This window comes from Mycobacterium neumannii, assembly GCF_048452905.1.
GTDB lineage: Bacteria > Actinomycetota > Actinomycetes > Mycobacteriales > Mycobacteriaceae > Mycobacterium > Mycobacterium neumannii_B.
Window position 1 is genome coordinate 647,295 of record NZ_JBCGVF010000001.1, and the last position, 16,060, is coordinate 663,354.

Annotated in this window: 10 protein-coding genes; 5 read left to right on the plus strand and 5 right to left on the minus strand. The window is 67.3% G+C overall.

Annotated elements, in window-relative coordinates; all coding sequences use genetic code 11:
• Positions 1-35: 35 nt before the first annotated feature.
• Both AAHH99_RS03165 and AAHH99_RS03170 read left to right on the plus strand, forming a co-directional pair.
• On the plus strand, positions 36-413 hold the full coding sequence (locus tag AAHH99_RS03165) for an ArsR/SmtB family transcription factor (RefSeq protein WP_418767355.1): 378 nt from the start codon (positions 36-38) through the stop codon (positions 411-413).
• Positions 410-2,038 (plus strand): SulP family inorganic anion transporter, encoded by a 1,629-nt coding sequence (locus tag AAHH99_RS03170; RefSeq protein ID WP_418767356.1) that lies wholly within the window; start codon positions 410-412, stop codon positions 2,036-2,038. The genes AAHH99_RS03165 and AAHH99_RS03170 overlap by 4 nt, the downstream gene beginning before the upstream one ends.
• On the opposite strand, the gene AAHH99_RS03175 is transcribed toward AAHH99_RS03170, so the two are convergent.
• Entirely contained in the window at positions 2,019-2,711 is a 693-nt protein-coding gene (locus tag AAHH99_RS03175) for a potassium channel family protein (protein ID WP_418767584.1), read from the minus strand. The two genes, AAHH99_RS03170 and AAHH99_RS03175, sit on opposite strands and share 20 nt — an antisense overlap.
• A 184-nt stretch (positions 2,712-2,895) precedes the next feature.
• Between AAHH99_RS03175 and AAHH99_RS03180 the strand changes: the two genes are divergently transcribed.
• Positions 2,896-4,392 carry a potassium/proton antiporter gene (locus AAHH99_RS03180; protein WP_418767357.1) on the plus strand — a complete coding sequence of 499 codons (1,497 nt, stop codon included), beginning with the start codon at positions 2,896-2,898 and terminating at the stop codon, positions 4,390-4,392.
• A 59-nt stretch (positions 4,393-4,451) separates the two neighbouring features.
• Positions 4,452-5,300, plus strand: a complete 849-nt coding sequence (locus AAHH99_RS03185; protein ID WP_418767358.1) for an LLM class F420-dependent oxidoreductase — start codon at positions 4,452-4,454, stop codon at positions 5,298-5,300.
• A 424-nt stretch (positions 5,301-5,724) separates the two neighbouring features.
• Here AAHH99_RS03185 and AAHH99_RS03190 read toward each other — a convergent pair whose 3' ends face one another.
• The 4 genes from AAHH99_RS03190 to AAHH99_RS03205 all read right to left on the minus strand — a co-directional run bounded on the left by AAHH99_RS03190 (position 5,725) and on the right by AAHH99_RS03205 (position 15,184).
• Positions 5,725-6,558 carry a polysaccharide deacetylase family protein gene (locus AAHH99_RS03190; protein WP_418767359.1) on the minus strand — a complete coding sequence of 278 codons (834 nt, stop codon included), beginning with the start codon at positions 6,556-6,558 and terminating at the stop codon, positions 5,725-5,727.
• A 73-nt stretch (positions 6,559-6,631) separates the two neighbouring features.
• Complete coding sequence (locus AAHH99_RS03195) at positions 6,632-8,098, minus strand: glutamate synthase subunit beta (RefSeq protein ID WP_418767360.1); 1,467 nt, start codon at positions 8,096-8,098, stop codon at positions 6,632-6,634.
• Complete coding sequence (gene gltB / locus AAHH99_RS03200) at positions 8,091-12,683, minus strand: glutamate synthase large subunit (RefSeq protein WP_418767361.1); 4,593 nt, start codon at positions 12,681-12,683, stop codon at positions 8,091-8,093. Before gltB ends, AAHH99_RS03195 begins: the two co-directional genes overlap by 8 nt.
• 413 nt (positions 12,684-13,096) lie before the next feature.
• Positions 13,097-15,184, minus strand: coding sequence for a heavy metal translocating P-type ATPase (locus AAHH99_RS03205; RefSeq protein WP_418767362.1), 2,088 nt, complete (start codon positions 15,182-15,184; stop codon positions 13,097-13,099).
• Between the two features lie 54 nt (positions 15,185-15,238).
• Between AAHH99_RS03205 and AAHH99_RS03210 the strand changes: the two genes are divergently transcribed.
• Positions 15,239-16,054, plus strand: coding sequence for a PaaI family thioesterase (locus AAHH99_RS03210; RefSeq protein WP_418767363.1), 816 nt, complete (start codon positions 15,239-15,241; stop codon positions 16,052-16,054).
• The last annotated feature ends 6 nt before the right edge of the window (positions 16,055-16,060 follow it).

The following is a 16,060-nucleotide window of genomic DNA, read 5'->3' on the forward strand; positions in this document are numbered from 1 at the left end:
TGCGAATATGTTCAATCCATCAAGTCCTGGGATCTATGCCACACCGCTTCCCCGGTAGCCCCGAGCTACCGCTCTACGAGATCAAGGCGAACCTGTTCAAGGCGTTGGCCCACCCTGCGCGTATCCGTGTCCTCGAGATTTTGTCGGCGAACGACGGGCCGACGTCGGTCAGCGAGATACTCGCCGAGACCGACCTCGAACCCACGCTGCTCTCTCAGCATCTGGCCGTGCTCAAGCGTCATCACGTGGTCTCGGCGCAACGCATCGGCAATTCGGTCATCTACGATCTCGCTCACCCCAAGATCTCCGAACTGCTGGTCATCGCGAGGGCTTTTCTCGCTGACGTCCTCGGTGTCCACCGGGATCACTTGGCGGCATTCGAGGCCCTGCCGCCGCTGGGACACGGCAAGTGAACCTCGCCCGCCTGCTCCCGAGCCGCCGCGACTATGCCGAGCTGCCCCGGTCGTGGCGGCGCGACATCCTCGCCGGAATCACAGTCGGCGTGGTTGCCTTACCACTGGCCTTGGCATTCGGCATCAGCTCCGGCGTCGGCGCGGCGGCCGGCTTGATCACCGCCGTCGTTGCCGGCTTGGTAGCCGCCGTCTTCGGCGGGTCGCACGTGCAGGTGTCCGGACCCACCGGCGCGATGGCCGTCGTGCTCGCGCCGATCGTGGCCCAGTATGGCCTGGGCAGCATCGCCCTCGTGACCGTGCTGGCCGGGCTGCTCGTGCTCGCCGCCGGAATCACCGGTCTGGGCCGGGCAGTCACATTCATCCCCTGGCCCGTTATCGAGGGGTTCACCCTGGGCATCGCCGCCATCATCTTCCTTCAGCAGGTGCCCGCCGCGTTCAGCCAAGGGAGCCCGGCCGGCGGCCGCACATTGTCGGTCGCGTGGAGCGTTGTCCGACAAGCGGATTGGCCCTCAGCGGCGCGGACGTTGGCGGTGGTGGCCGTTGTCGCAGCCCTCATGGTGACGCTGCCGCGTCTGCACCGCAGCATTCCGGAGTCGCTGACGGCCGTGATCGTCGTGACGATAGCCGTTGTAGCCCTTGATATTCCGGCTGCCAGCATCGGCGGGCTCCCATCGCATCTTCCCGCACCAGTCCTACCGCAGGTGGACCTCGCTGCAATGCGGACCCTCGTCGGTGCCGCTTTGGCGATCGCCGCGCTGGCCGCCATCGAGTCCCTGCTGTCGGCGCGCGTGGCCGCCACCATGGCGCCGACGGGTCCGTACGATCCGGACCGCGAACTGGTGGGCCAGGGCCTGGCGTCGGTGGCGTCGGGCGCTTTCGGTGGCATGCCCGCGACCGGAGCCATCGCCCGTACCGCGGTCAACGTGCGCTCCGGCGCGCGAACCCGGGTCGCTGCCATCGTGCATTCGCTGGTCCTGCTCGCGGTCGTCTACCTTGCCACCGGGCCGGTGTCCGCAATACCGCTGTCTGCCTTGGCCGGCGTGCTGATGGTGACGTCCTTCCGGATGATCTCGGTGTCAACCGTGCGCAAGATCCTGCGGTCCACCCGCTCGGACGCGGTGACATTCGCGCTCACGGCCGCAATCACGGTGTGCTTCGACCTCATCGAGGCCGTGCAGATCGGGGTCGTGGTTGCAGCGTTTTTCGCGCTGCGCGGCGTCGCTCGTCGGAGCAGCGTCACCCGGGAGGAGCTTTCTGGCCCCCACCGCCCCGGCGACGAGCAGATCGCACTTCTGCGCCTCGATGGAGCGATGTTCTTCGGAGTGGCCGAGCGCATCTCGAACGAGATCACCGATACCGGCGAGGCGCGCACCTCGGTGGTGATCATTCGGCTCAGCCAGCTGGGCATGCTCGACGCCACCGGCGCGAACACGTTGGCGCAGATCGCAACCGAGTTGGAGTCGCGCGGCATCACGGTGATCATCAAGGGTGTCCGGCCCGAACACATGAGCCTGCTCGCCAACGTCGGCGTTTTCGGCTCACTCCGCCACGAGAACCACTTGATGGACTCGCTCGACGAGGCGATCGATCACGCTCGAAGGCACGTCAGCGCTCGGGTGCTTTGACGGCGGTTTGGTGGATCGCGCCGTGCACCAGCGCGGCGACCTCGCCGTGCGTGGAGCCGCCGGCCAGGAACAGCATCTCGTCACCGGCCTCCAGCACGTCGTCGGGCCGGGGCAAGACGATCCCGCTGTCGCGGATGATGATCGCGAGCGCGGTGTTCTCCAGCAACGGCAGGTCGCGCATCCGCTGACCGACCAGCGGATCACCTTCGGGAAGCGTCAGTTTCGCCAGGCTCACCTGCCCGTGCCGCAGCTGCATCAGCCGCACCACATGGCCGATGTCGATGGCGCCCTCGATCGCCGCCACCAGCGCGCTCGGCGCGGAGACCGCGACGTCGACACCCCACGCCTCGGTGAACAACCATTCGTTGCGCAGGTCGTTGACCCGAGCCACCACCCGGGCGACGCCGAACTCCGTCTTGGCCAACAACGCGGCCGCAAGGTTCACTTTGTCGTCTCCGGTCGCGGCGATCACCACGTCGCACATCTGCAGCCCGGACTCTTCGAGCGAGGACAACTCGCACGCATCGGCGAGCAGCCATTCGGCCTCGGGGACCGTCCGGGGTTCGTAGTGCCGCACGTCGTGTTCGATCAACAACACCTTGTGGCCGTAGTCGATCAGTTCCTGCGCCACCGACCGGCCGACTGCACCGGCACCGGCGATGCCGACCCGCATCATCGTCCGCTCCTCGACGCGCTGCGATGCGTCGAGGTGCCGCCAGCGGAGCCGTATCACGCACTCATACTTACCCATTGCGGCGGCTTTGGGCGCAGCTACCGGATCGGACTGCCCCGCCACCACCCGTGGTAGGTGTTTTACTGCCTCTCACACCGCCCATCCGGTCCCGAACGGGGATGCAATGACCCTCGAGCAGCTCTATCTTGTGCTGCTGATCGCTGGGTTGGTGCTGCTGGCGAGCATCGTCGCCACCAGGGCCGCCAGCCGTGTCGGGCTGCCCAGCCTGCTGCTCTTCCTCTTCGTCGGCGTCGTCGTCGGCGAAGACGGGCTCGGCCTGGACTTCGACAACTACCTGCTCGCCGACCACCTGGGCACGGTGGCGCTGGCCGTCATCCTCGTCGAAGGCGGTCTGACGACCCGGTTCTCCGACATCCGGCGGGTGCTCGCGCCTGCGGGTGTGCTTGCGACAGTCGGTGTCGCTGTCAGCATGCTCATCACCGCCGCAGGGGCGCACCTGCTGCTGGGTATCAACTGGCAGCTGTCGCTGCTGCTCGGCGCGGTCGTCTCCGTCACCGACGCCGCCGCGGTGTTCTCGGTGCTGCGCGTGGTACCCCTGCCCCGCCGGGTGGCGGGCTTGCTGGAAGCCGAGTCTGGTTTCAACGACGCCCCGGCCGTGATCCTCGTGCTGATGTTCAGCGTTGCCCCGCTCGAGCTGTCGCCCGTGCACGCGCTCACTGAAGTGGTCTACGAGCTGGTGGTGGGCGCCGCGATCGGCATCGGCGTCGGGTACCTCGGCTCGATGTCGCTGCGCCGCATCGCGCTTCCGGCGTCGGGCCTGTACCCGCTGGCCACGTTCGGGCTCGGCATGGTCGCGTTTGCGGCGGGCGGCACCGCACACGCCAGTGGATTCCTCGCCGCCTATGTGGCCGCGGTCGTGCTCGCCAACACCGGCCTGCCTCACCGGTCGGCGACGCGCTCGTTCGCCGAGGGTCTCGGCTGGCTCGCTCAGATCGGCCTGTTCGTCTTGCTCGGACTCCTCGTCGACCCCAGCGACCTGGCCGTGGAGGTGATCCCCGGCATCGTGACGGGTCTGGTGTTGCTGCTCGTCGCCAGGCCGCTGTCGGTGTTCGTCTCCCTGGTGTGGTTCCGAATCCCCTGGCGTGAGCAGGTTTTCGTCTCCTGGGCAGGTCTGCGCGGCGCCGTCCCGATCGTGCTGGCGACCTTCCCCATCGTGGGCGGTGTGCCCGACAGCGTCCGCCTTCTCAACATCGTGTTCATCCTGGTGGTGGTTTTCACGCTGGTGCAGGGCCCCAGCCTGCGTTTCGTCGCGCATCGGCTGGGGCTGATCTCGAAGGAGGCGACACGGGAGATCCAGGTGGAGTCGGCGCCCCTCGACGTGCTGGATGCGGAGCTTCTGACGATGACGGTGCAGGCGCCGTCGCGATTGCACAACGTCACGGTGCTGGAACTGCGGCTACCCGATCCGAGCGTGATCACGTTGATCATCCGCGACGGCCGCACCTTCGTCCCGCAGCCGGACACTCGCATCGCGATCGGTGACGAGCTGCTGATCGTCACCACCACCAAGACGCGCGCCGTGGCCGAACGCCGCCTGCGCGCGGTGAGCCGGCGCGGCAAGCTCGCGTACTGGTTCGACGAATTCGGCAAAACCGACTAGCCGCGCAGCGGACTCGGCGCACAGCTCGCTGCCAGCCACTCGGGACTAACCTCGGTTCAGTGAGGTTCGCTTTCAAGACATCGCCGCAAGACACCACGTGGGCCGACCTGCTCGCGGTGTGGAGGGCCGCCGACCAGATCGACGTATTCGAATCCGGCTGGACGTTCGACCACTTCTACCCCATCTTCTCCGACTCCGCGGGCCCGTGCCTGGAGGGCTGGGTGACGCTCACCGCGCTCGCGCAGGCGACCGAGCGGTTGCGCGTCGGTGTGCTCGTCACCGGCATCCACTACCGCCACCCCGCGGTGCTGGCCAACATGGCCTCTGCGTTGGACATCGTGTCCGACGGTCGGCTCGAGCTCGGTATCGGCGCGGGCTGGAACGAGGAGGAGTCCGAGGCGTACGGGATCGAGTTGGGTTCCATCCGTGAGCGGTTCGACCGCTTCGAGGAGGCGTGCGAGGTGCTCACCAACCTGCTCAGCCAGGAGACTACGTCGTTCGACGGGAAGTTCTATCAACTGAAGGACGCTCGTAACGAGCCGAAGGGCCCGCAACGGCCGCATCCCCCGATCTGCATCGGCGGCAACGGCGAGAAGCGCACGCTGCGGATCACCGCCCGATACGCCCAGCACTGGAACTTCGTCGGCGGAACGCCGGAGGAATTCTCCCGCAAGCGCGACGTGCTGGCCGGCCACTGCGCCGACGTCGGACGGGATCCGGCCGAGATCATGTTGTCGGCCCACGTGCGGCTGGACCCCGACCTCAACTACGACAAGGCGCTGTCGGAGGCCGCGGCACTGGGACAGGAGGGTCTGGATCTGGCGATCATCTATCTGCCGCCGCCGCACGATCCGGCGGTGCTCGAACCGCTGGCCGACGCGATCGCCGCATCGGGCCTACGGGGTTAGCCGCCGTTTCTGACGGTCACGAAAATATAACGATTTGGCAAACGCGCGACGAAAGGACTTCAGCGCGAAGGAGTTCGCGCTTTTCAGTTCGCTAGACGCCGTAGAGGCGAAGCTCGTCGGCAGTGATGAGGCGCTCGGCCTTGGCCGGGAACTCGCGGCTCTTGAGCGGATGACGGAGGAGTGACCAGGCGATTCGGCTGACCCGAGACCGGGATAGCGGGTTGACATACACGGAACTGACTCCTGTGTCGAAACCGATAGCTGACCGGGGCCCAACCTTACCGCAGTGCCCCCATGAAGTCATTAGAACCCGACTGTCGGCAAACTGTGGTAGGCGCGCCGTCAAATCGTCTGATGTTTTTAGAGTTGCTGAAGTGACATGTGTGACTCGATTCCGGATCGCTTGGGCGCCCGCCTCGTGCCGTCACGGTCGCAGGAACACGTCGTCCAACGTCACCGTGCGCAGTCCGCGTGCCCGGGCGATGTCGACCAATTGCCCGAAGATCTCGGTGACGGGCGAATGGTTGAGGTGGCCGATCACGATCGTCTGAGCGGTGAAGTGCTTGTCGGCCATCGCGACGACCTCGGCGGCCGGAATCCACACGTGGTCCTCCAGCGTGCCCGACCACAACGTGTCGATGGTGTAGCCGAGATCGGCCGACACCTTGTCGACGTGGGGGTTGGTCGCGCCGTAGGGCGGCCGGAAGTACGGGCGTGCGTCGACGCCGTACGTCTTCCACAGGAAGTCGTGGTTGCGCCGGAACTGCTCGGCCACGTCGACCAGTGACAGCTTGGTGAGGTCGGGGTGCGACCACGTGTGGTTGGCCAGTTGGATCTGACCGTCGTCGACCAGCGGCCGCAAGAGGTCGGCGTGATCGGTCCACGACCGATAGATCCCGTTGACGAAGTACGTCAGGCGTATCCCGGTGTCCTTGGCGAATTGCGTGTAGGCGCGCACGACGTCACTGTTCACTCCATCGTCGACGGTCAACGCCAACAGATCTCCCTCGCCGGGCAGGCTGCTCAGCACGCCGGCGCCGGGTAGCGCGATGCGCGCCGATTTCGGAGGCGGCGGCAACAGCCCGGCCGAGGGTGCGGGCGGGACCTGCGACGCGGCCACACCCGCGACTCGCGGCTGCTCCCCGGTCGCGCACCGGCTCAGCCCCACTGCGCCGAGGGTGGCGACGGACAGGGCCGCGATGAAGTTGCGCCGGTTGAGTCTCAGCCCGGCGCCGGCGGTTGGGTAGCGGCCGATCACCGCCCTTACTGTCGCGCGCTCATGCGCAAAAGGCGCCCATTGCGCGGCGTGTCGCGCCGGAACCTACCGGAACCTACCGCTGCGGCACGGCGGTCGGCTTGATCGGCACCGGAAGCGCCGACCGGCCCATCAGGTAGCGGTCCACTCCCGCAGCAGCCGCGCGGCCCTCCGCGATCGCCCACACGATCAGCGACTGCCCGCGCCCCATGTCGCCTGCGACGAAGACGCCGGGCACCGAGGACGCGAAGTCGGCGTCGCGGCTGACATTGCCCCGCTCGTTGATTTCGACGCCGAGGTCGGTCAGCAGGCCTTTGCGCTCGGGGCCGGTGAAGCCCATCGCGAGCAGCACGAGATCGGCTTCCATCTCGAACTCGGTGCCCTCGACCTTCTCGAACTTGCCCGCGTTCATCTTGACCTCGTGGCCACGCAGCCCGGTGACATGCCCGTCGCGGCCGATGAACTCTTCGGTGTTGACCGAGTAGACCCGCTCGCCGCCTTCCTCGTGCGCCGAGGACACCCGGAACATCAATGGATAGACCGGCCACGGCGTCGAGTCGGCCCGCGTCTCCGGCGGCCGCGGCATGATCTCGAACTGGTGCACACTGGCCGCGCCCTGGCGGTGAGCGGTGCCCAAGCAGTCGGCGCCGGTGTCACCACCGCCGATGATGATGACCTTCTTGTCCTTCGCATGGATCGGCGGCAGGCCGTTTTCGTCGGTGACCGGATCGCCGAACTGCACGCGGTTGGCCCACGGCAGATACTCCATCGCCTGGTGGATGCCGTCGAGCTCCCGGCCCGGGATCGGCAGGTCACGCCGCTCCGTCGCGCCGCCGGCGAGCACCACCGCGTCGAACTCCTTACGAAGCTGCTGCGCGGTGATGTCAACGCCGACGTTGACCCCGGTGCAGAACTCGGTGCCCTCGGCCGCCATCTGCTCCAGACGACGGTCGATGTGGCGCTTTTCCATCTTGAACTCGGGGATGCCGTAACGCAGCAGCCCGCCGATGCGGTCGTCGCGCTCGAACAGCGTGACGCTGTGCCCGGCGCGGGTCAGCTGTTGGGCGGCGGCCAGCCCGGCCGGGCCCGAGCCGACGACGGCGACCTTCTTGCCGGTCTTGACATCCGGCGGCAGCGGCGTCACCCAACCCTCGTCGAAGGCCTTGTCGATGATCTCGACCTCGACCTGTTTGATCGTGACCGGATCCTGGTTGATGCCCAGAACGCACGAGCCCTCGCACGGGGCGGGGCACAGCCGGCCGGTGAACTCCGGGAAGTTGTTCGTCGCGTGCAGCCGCTCGATGGCGTCGCGCCAGCGGTCGTTGCGCACCAGGTCGTTCCACTCGGGGATCAGGTTTCCCAGCGGGCAACCGTTGTGGCAGAACGGGATCCCGCAGTCCATACAGCGGGCCGCCTGCTCGCGCAGGGTGTCGTGGGAGAAGTCCTCGTAGACCTCTTTCCAGTCGCGCAGGCGAATCGGCACGGGCCGCCGTTGGGGCGTCTCGCGGTGGGTGTACTTGAGGAAACCGCGGGGATCAGCCACTGGCGGCCGCCATGATCGCCTCGGCAATCCCGTTCTCGTCGGCGCCGCGCTGTTCGGCCTCGGCGATCGCCTCGAGCACCCGCTTGAAATCGCGGGGCATCACCTTGGTGAAGTGCTTCACGTTGTTGTCCCAGTCGTTGAGGATCCGTGCTCCGGCAGCGGAATCGGTGGCATCGACGTGGGCCTGAATCATGCCCGCGAGCCAGTCGAGGTCCTCCTCGTCGAGGCCCTCCAGTTCCACCATCTCGGCGTTGAGGTTGTCCGGCAGTGACCCGTCTGGGTCGTATACATAGGCGATGCCACCGGACATGCCCGCGGCGAAGTTGCGCCCCGTCGGACCGAGGATCGCGATCTTGCCGCCGGTCATGTACTCACAACCGTGGTCGCCCACGCCTTCGACCACCGCGTGCGCACCGGAGTTGCGCACCGCGAACCGCTCGCCGACCTGGCCGCGGATGAACGCCTGGCCGCTGGTCGCACCGAACAGGATCACGTTGCCCGCGATGATGTTGTCCTCGGCGACGTAGTCGTCGGGAGCGCTGTCTGATGGCCGCACCACGATCCGTCCACCCGAGAGGCCCTTGCCGACATAGTCGTTGGCGTCGCCGTAGACCCGCAGCGTGACACCCTTCGGCACGAACGCCCCGAAGCTGTTGCCCGCCGAACCGTCGAAGGTGATGTCGATGGTGCTGTCCGGAAGACCCTGTCCGCCATATGCTTTGGTCACCTCGTGGCCGAGCATCGTGCCGACGGTCCGGTTGACGTTGGCGATCGTCGTCGAGAAGCGCACCGGCGTCTGTGAATCCAGCGCTTCGCGGCACATCACGATCAACTGCTGGTCGAGCGCCTTGTCGAGGCCGTGGTCCTGACGCGAACTGCAGTACAGGTCCTGGTTCATGAACGCCGACTCGGGCTCGTGCAGCACCGGCGTCAAATCGAGCTTGTAGGCCTTCCAGTGCTCGGCGGCCTTCGTGGTGTCCAGCGCGCCGACCTGCCCCACCATCTCGTTGACCGTGCGGAAGCCCAACTGGGCCATCATCTCGCGCACTTCTTCGGCGATGAACATGAAGAAGTTCTCGACGAATTCGGGCTTTCCGGTGAACCGCTCGCGCAGCACCGGATTCTGGGTGGCCACGCCCACCGGGCAGGTGTCGAGGTGGCACACGCGCATCATGATGCAGCCCGAGACCACCAGCGGCGCGGTGGCGAAGCCGAACTCCTCGGCGCCAAGCAGCGCGGCGACCACGACGTCGCGGCCCGTCTTGAGCTGACCGTCGACCTGGACGACGATACGGTCGCGAAGACCGTTGAGCAGCAACGTCTGCTGGGTCTCGGCCAGACCGAGTTCCCACGGCGCGCCGGCGTGCTTCATCGATGTCAGCGGAGTTGCGCCCGTACCACCGTCGTGGCCGGAGATGAGCACGACGTCCGCGTGCGCCTTGGACACACCGGCGGCCACCGTTCCGACACCGTTCTCGGAGACCAGCTTGACGTGCACACGGGCCTGCGGGTTGGCGTTCTTCAGGTCGTGGATCAGCTGCGCCAGATCCTCGATCGAGTAGATGTCGTGGTGCGGCGGCGGCGAGATCAAGCCGACGCCGGGCGTCGAGTGCCGCACCTCGGCGACCCACGGGTAGACCTTGCCGCCCGGAAGCTGGCCGCCTTCACCGGGTTTCGCGCCCTGAGCCATCTTGATCTGGATGTCGGTGCAGTTGCTCAGGTAGTGGCTCGTCACGCCGAACCGCCCCGAGGCCACCTGCTTGATCGCGCTGCGGCGCCAGTCGCCGTTCTCATCGCGGTCGAAGCGCGACACCGCCTCGCCGCCCTCACCCGAATTCGATCGTCCGCCAAGGCGGTTCATCGCGATGGCCAACGTCTCGTGCGCCTCGGCGGAGATCGAGCCGTAGCTCATCGCGCCGGTCGAGAACCGCTTGACGATCTCGCTGGCCGGCTCCACCTCCTCGAGCGGCACCGGCGGGCGCAACCCGTCGCGGAACTTGAGCAGCCCGCGCAGCGAGGCCATCCGCTCGCTCTGATCGTCGATCAGCTCGGTGTATTCCTTGAAGATCTCGTACTGGCCGGTGCGAGTTGAATGTTGCAGCTTGAACACCGTGTCCGGGTTGAACAGGTGGTACTCACCCTCCCGGCGCCACTGGTACTCGCCGCCGACCTCGAGTTCGCGGTGCGCCCACTCGTCGGGCCGGTCGAGATAAGCCAGCGAGTGGCGGGCCGCGACGTCGTCGGCGATGTCGTTGAGGTCGATTCCGCCGACGGGGCAGGTCAATCCGGTGAAGTACTCGTCGAGCACCTGCTGGTTGATGCCGATGGCCTGGAACAGCTGGGCGCCGGTGTAGGAGGCCAGCGTGGAGATGCCCATCTTCGACATCACCTTCAGCACACCCTTGCCCGCGGCTTTGACGTAGTTGGCCTTGGCCTGGTCGCTGGAGATGCCGGTGATGACCCCACGTTCGACCATGTCCTCGATCGACTCGAACGACATGTACGGGTTGATCGCCGCCGCACCGAAGCCGCACAGCATGGCCATGTGGTGCACCTCGCGGGCGTCACCGGCCTCGACGACCAGCCCAACCTTGGTGCGCGTGCGTTCCCGGACGAGGTGGTGGTGCACGGCCGATACCGACAGCAGAGACGGGATCGGCGCCATCTGCTCGTTGGATTCGCGGTCGGAGAGCACGATGATGCGCGCGCCTTCGCGGATCGCCGTCGACACCTTCGCGCGTACGTTGTCCAGCGCTTCCTTGAGGCCCTGCCCACCGCGGTTGACCGGGTACAGGCAGCGGATCACCGCCGCGCGCATACCGTGCTTGTGCCCGCGGATCTCGTGGTCGGGGTCGACGCAGATCAGCTTCGACAGTTCGGCGTTACGCAGGATCGGCTGCGGCAGCACGATCTGGCGGCACGACTCGGCGTTCGGGTTGAGCAGGTCGCCCTCGGGGCCGAGGGCGCCCTGCAGGCTGGTCACCACCTCTTCGCGGATGGCATCCAGCGGCGGATTGGTCACCTGGGCGAACAACTGCTGGAAGTAGTCGTAGAGCATCCGCGGGCGTTGCGAGAGCACCGCGACCGGAGTATCGGTGCCCATCGAGCCGAGCGGCTCGGCACCGGTGCGCGCCATCGGCGCGACCAGCAGGTTGAGCTCCTCATAGGTGAAACCGAAGATCTGCTGGCGCAACACGACCCGGTGGTGGGGCATGCGCACGTAATCGCCGGGTGGCAGTTCGTCGAGGTGGAACAGGCCGGCGTCGAGCCACTCCCGATAGGGACGCTCGGCGGCGAGTTCGGCCTTGATCTCCTCGTCCTCGACGATGCGGCCCTTGGAGGTGTCGACCAGGAACATGCGGCCGGGCTGCAGGCGCATCCTCTTGACGACGGTGGACGGATCGAGGTCGAGCACGCCGGCCTCCGAAGCCATCACCACCAGACCGTCCCTGGTCACCCAGATCCGCGATGGCCGCAGCCCGTTGCGGTCGAGCACCGCCCCGATCACCGTGCCGTCGGTGAAGGTCATCGACGCCGGGCCGTCCCACGGCTCCATCAGCGACGCGTGGTACTCGTAGAACGCTCGGCGCGCCGGGTCCATCGACTCGTTGCGCTCCCAGGCCTCCGGGATCATCATCAGCACCGCGTGGGGCAGGCTTCGCCCGCCGAGGTGCAGGAGTTCGAGCACCTCGTCGAACCTGGCGGTGTCCGACGCCCCTGGGGTGCAGACCGGGGTGATCTTGTCGAGATCCTGGTTCGGGCCGAACACATCGGTCCTGATGAGCGCCTCTCGTGCGCGCATCCAGTTCTCGTTGCCAGTGACGGTGTTGATCTCGCCGTTGTGGGCGATGCGCCGGAACGGGTGGGCCAGCGGCCACGACGGGAACGTATTGGTCGAGAAGCGTGAGTGCACGATGCCCAGCGCACTGGTGAGCCGGTCGTCCTGCAGGTCGAGGTAGAAGGCCTTGAGCTGCGGGGTGGTCAGCATGCCCTTGTAGACGAAGGTCTGCCCGGAAAGGCTTGGGAAGTAGACGGTTTCACGCCCGGGCCCGTCCTGGCCCGGTCCCTTGGTGCCGAGCTCGTGCTCGGCGCGCTTGCGCACCACGTACGCGCGACGCTCCAGTTCCATGCCCGACGCACCGCCCATGAACACCTGCCGGAATGTCGGCATCGCGTCGCGGGCCAGCGCGCCCAGCGGCGAGTCGTCGATCGGTACCTCGCGCCAGCCCAGAACCTCGAGTCCTTCGGCCTCGGCGATCTTCTCGACGGCCTCACACGCGGTCGCCGCATCCTTAGACGACTGCGGCAGGAACGCGATGCCGGTCGCGTAGCTACCCGGCTCCGGCAGCTCGAAGTCGACCACCTCGCGCAGGAACGTGTCGGGAACCTGCAACATGATGCCCGCACCATCGCCGGTGTTCGGCTCGGCACCCTGCGCGCCGCGGTGCTCCAGGTTCACCAGGGCGGTGATCGCCTTGTCGACGATGTCGCGACTGCGGCGGCCGTGCATATCGGCCACCATCGCGACGCCGCACGCGTCGTGCTCGAACGCGGGGTTGTACAGCCCTTGCATCCTGGGCGCCATTCGCACCTACCCTTTTCCTGCACGTCTTATGAAGCTTCTGCCTGACAGCCGTAGACAGCGGCGGTTAGCCGGTCCGGCCATGGAGTGCCTTCGTGCAGCATCGAACGCCGGCCTGTATCCACTTGCCCCGAGTGGAGAAAACGATATGACAAACACCGGGTGACATGCCAACTTAGTAGACCCTAACTACGTCGGCGGGACGGTGTGGCCGTCTCGCTCGCCACCACTCGGTTTTGCGCCCAATATCGTTGCCGCCCTAGGATTTTCAAAGCGTTCAGCGATTCTCCAGCGGGGTGCGGTACACATCACACTTCCCTCCCGACGCCGCCCGGCGTTTGCTGAAGTGCGCTATTTCGGCGCTTTTTCCAGCTTAGACCGCTGCGCAGAAGTTTGCGAAAAGCCTAGCCAGATTCTTAAGAAACCGCTTTCAGGCTGGCTTCGGGGGTGAGGTCCAGCCGTCGCAGCAGTTGGGCGTTGAGCGCCACCACGACCGTCGACGCCGACATCAAGATCGCGCCGACGGACATCGGCAGGATGAAGCCGACGGGCGCCAGCACCCCCGCGGCAAGCGGCACCGACACCAAGTTGTATCCCGCTGCCCACCAGAGGTTTTGCTTCATCTTGCGATATGCGGCCCGAGAAAGCTGCAGCACCGACAGCACCGAGCGCGGATCCGAGCCGGCCAGGATCACCCCGGCCGAGGCGATCGCCACGTCGGTTCCCGCGCCGATCGCGATCCCGACATCGGCCTGGGCAAGCGCGGGGGCGTCGTTGACGCCGTCCCCGACCATCGCCACTTTGCGGCCCTCACGCTGCAACTCGGCCACCTTTGCCGCCTTGTCCTCCGGTCGTATCCCGGCGAACACCCGCTCGATCCCCAGGTCGGCGGCCACCGACCGCGCGACGGCCTCCGCGTCGCCGGTGATCATCACCACTTCGATGCCCAGCCTGTTCAGCGCCTCGACCACCTGGCGGGACTCCGGTCGCACCTCGTCGGCCAGCTTGATCGCACCGGCGGCCCCACCGTCGACCACGACGTGCAGGATGATCGCCCCCTCGTCGCGCCACCGCCCCGTTTCGGGCAGGTCGGCCAGCCCCGCTTCGGCCAGCATCCGCGGCCCGCCGACCTGGACGCTGCGGCCCTCGACTGTGGCCTTGACGCCAACCGCCGGAGACGAGCTGAAGTCGGTGGTCGGCGGCAGGTTCAGCGAGCGGTCGCGCGCGGCCGCGACGATCGCCCTGGCCAGCGGGTGCTCGGAGTACGCTTCGGCCGCCCCCGCCCACGTCAGCACGTCCTCGGCGGAGTGGCCGGGTGCGGTCGCGACCGCGGTGACCGTCGGCTCCCCCTTGGTCAGCGTGCCGGTCTTGTCGAACAGCACGGCCTCGACGGTCCGCATGCTCTCCAGCGCAAGCCGGTCCTTGACCAGAACGCCCCCGCGCGCGGCGCGTTCGGTGGCGATCGAGACCACCAGCGGTATCGCCAGCCCCAGCGCGTGCGGGCAGGCGATCACCAGGACGGTGATGGTTCTGACGACGGCCGCGGCGGGCAATCCCACGAACGACCACACCACCGCGGTGACGATCGCCGACGACAGCGCGAACCAGAACAGCCAACCCGCCGCCTTGTCCGCCAGTCGCTGCGCCCGCGACGACGAGTTCTGCGCCTCGGTCACCAATCGCTGGATACCGGCCAGCGTCGTTTCGTCGCCGACCGCGCTCACCTGCACCCGCAGCCCTGAGTCGGTGGCCACCGTGCCGGCCACGACGTGGTCGCCCGCCTCGCGGCGGACAGGCCGCGATTCGCCGGTGACCATCGACTCGTCGACGTCCGCCGAGCCGGCGATGATCTCGCCGTCGGCCGGGATATTGCCTCCGGGGCGCACCAGCACGACGTCGCCCACACGCAACTCGGCAGGCGCGACGGTCTCCGTGCCGCCGTCGACGACCCGCTCGGCCTCGTCGGGCAGCAGCGCCGCCAGGGAGTCGAGCGCGGATGTGGTCTGCGCGAGCGAGCGCATCTCGATCCAGTGGCCGAGCAGCATGATCACGATCAGCAGTGCCAGTTCCCACCAGAAGTCCAGCTCGTGGTGCAGCACACCGAGGCTCGCACCCCAGGACGACAGGAATGCCACCGTGATCGCCAGCCCAATCAGCAGCATCATTCCCGGTGCGCGGGAACGGATTTCGCTGACCGCGCCCGACAGGAAGGGTCGCCCGCCCCAGACGTACATCACGGTGCCGAGCACCGGCGGAACCCATCGGATCCCGGGGATGTCGGGCAGCGAGTAGCCCAGGATCATCGAGAACATCCCCGACAGCGCGACGGTGGGGACGGCGAGCACGAGCATGGTCCAGAACAGGCGCCGGAACTCGGCGACGTGGCCAGAATGGTCATGGCCGCCCGAATGGTCGTGGCCCTGCGGATGGTCGTGCCCCGAATGACCGACCGCGGCCGTGTCCGGGCGCTGGGCGCCGTGGCCGGTGTGCGTCATAGCGGCCATCATATACCCCCTAGGGGTATATGGCCAGGACTTGTTCGGTCACGCTGTACCTCGATGTCGCATCCACTGAACACTCCGCTGGGCCGGTTCGGCATCGTGACGTCCACGGACGCGCCCGGCGAGTGCGTGGCCTCGATCCCGGTGGGCGGCATGGTGAACCCGCTGACCGGCGCCCCGACGATCGCGCCCATGGCGATGCTCGTCGACCACGCGTGCGGCCTCGTCAACCACCGGCGTCGCGCCGACGACGAGTGGACGGTGTCCAGCGAGCTGTCCCTGGAAGCCGATCCCGACGCCGCCGAGATCATCGCGGGCGCCCCCGATGTACCGGTGGTCGCAACCGCCCGACCGTTCGGCGCCAAGAGTGACGTCGCGTTGGCGTTGTGCGAACTCACCCACCGCGACGCCGTGCTCGCCACGGCCACCGTGCGTTCGTTCTACATCCACTCACCCACCGACATCGCACCGTTCCCCGACGGCCCGTCGGGCCCGCTGCCGCCGGGCACGCTCGCCGACCGGATGGCGGTCCGCGTCGCCGAGAGCGGCGGCGCGGGGCGGGTTCTGCTGCAGGACGAGGACCCCGTGCTGAACAACGCGATCGGCATCGTGCACGGTGGGGTGACGGCCATGGCGCTGGAACTGGTGGCATCGGCGGCACTCGACACCGATGGTTCAGACCGCCCGCTGCGGACTGCGTCGCTGAGGGTCAACTTCATGAAGCCCTTCCACAGTGGACCCGAATCTCGTTACGCCGGAACCGCTTTGCGTGTCGGGCGCCGGACGGGCGTCGCCGAGGGGCAAGCCGTCGGCCCCGGTGGAGGTGTGGCGATCCTCGCCAGACTGACCGCATACCGCGCAGATTCGCACTAGCATCTG

Coding starts and splice junctions, on each gene's coding strand:
- gltB (WP_418767361.1), bottom strand. CDS start 12,683: ATGGCGCCCAGGATGCAAGGGCTGTACAACCCCGCGTTCGAGCACGAC.
- AAHH99_RS03180 (WP_418767357.1), top strand. CDS start 2,896: ATGACCCTCGAGCAGCTCTATCTTGTGCTGCTGATCGCTGGGTTGGTG.
- AAHH99_RS03175 (WP_418767584.1), bottom strand. CDS start 2,711: ATGCGGGTCGGCATCGCCGGTGCCGGTGCAGTCGGCCGGTCGGTGGCG.
- AAHH99_RS03210 (WP_418767363.1), top strand. CDS start 15,239: ATGTCGCATCCACTGAACACTCCGCTGGGCCGGTTCGGCATCGTGACG.
- AAHH99_RS03165 (WP_418767355.1), top strand. CDS start 36: ATGCCACACCGCTTCCCCGGTAGCCCCGAGCTACCGCTCTACGAGATC.
- AAHH99_RS03205 (WP_418767362.1), bottom strand. CDS start 15,184: ATGGCCGCTATGACGCACACCGGCCACGGCGCCCAGCGCCCGGACACG.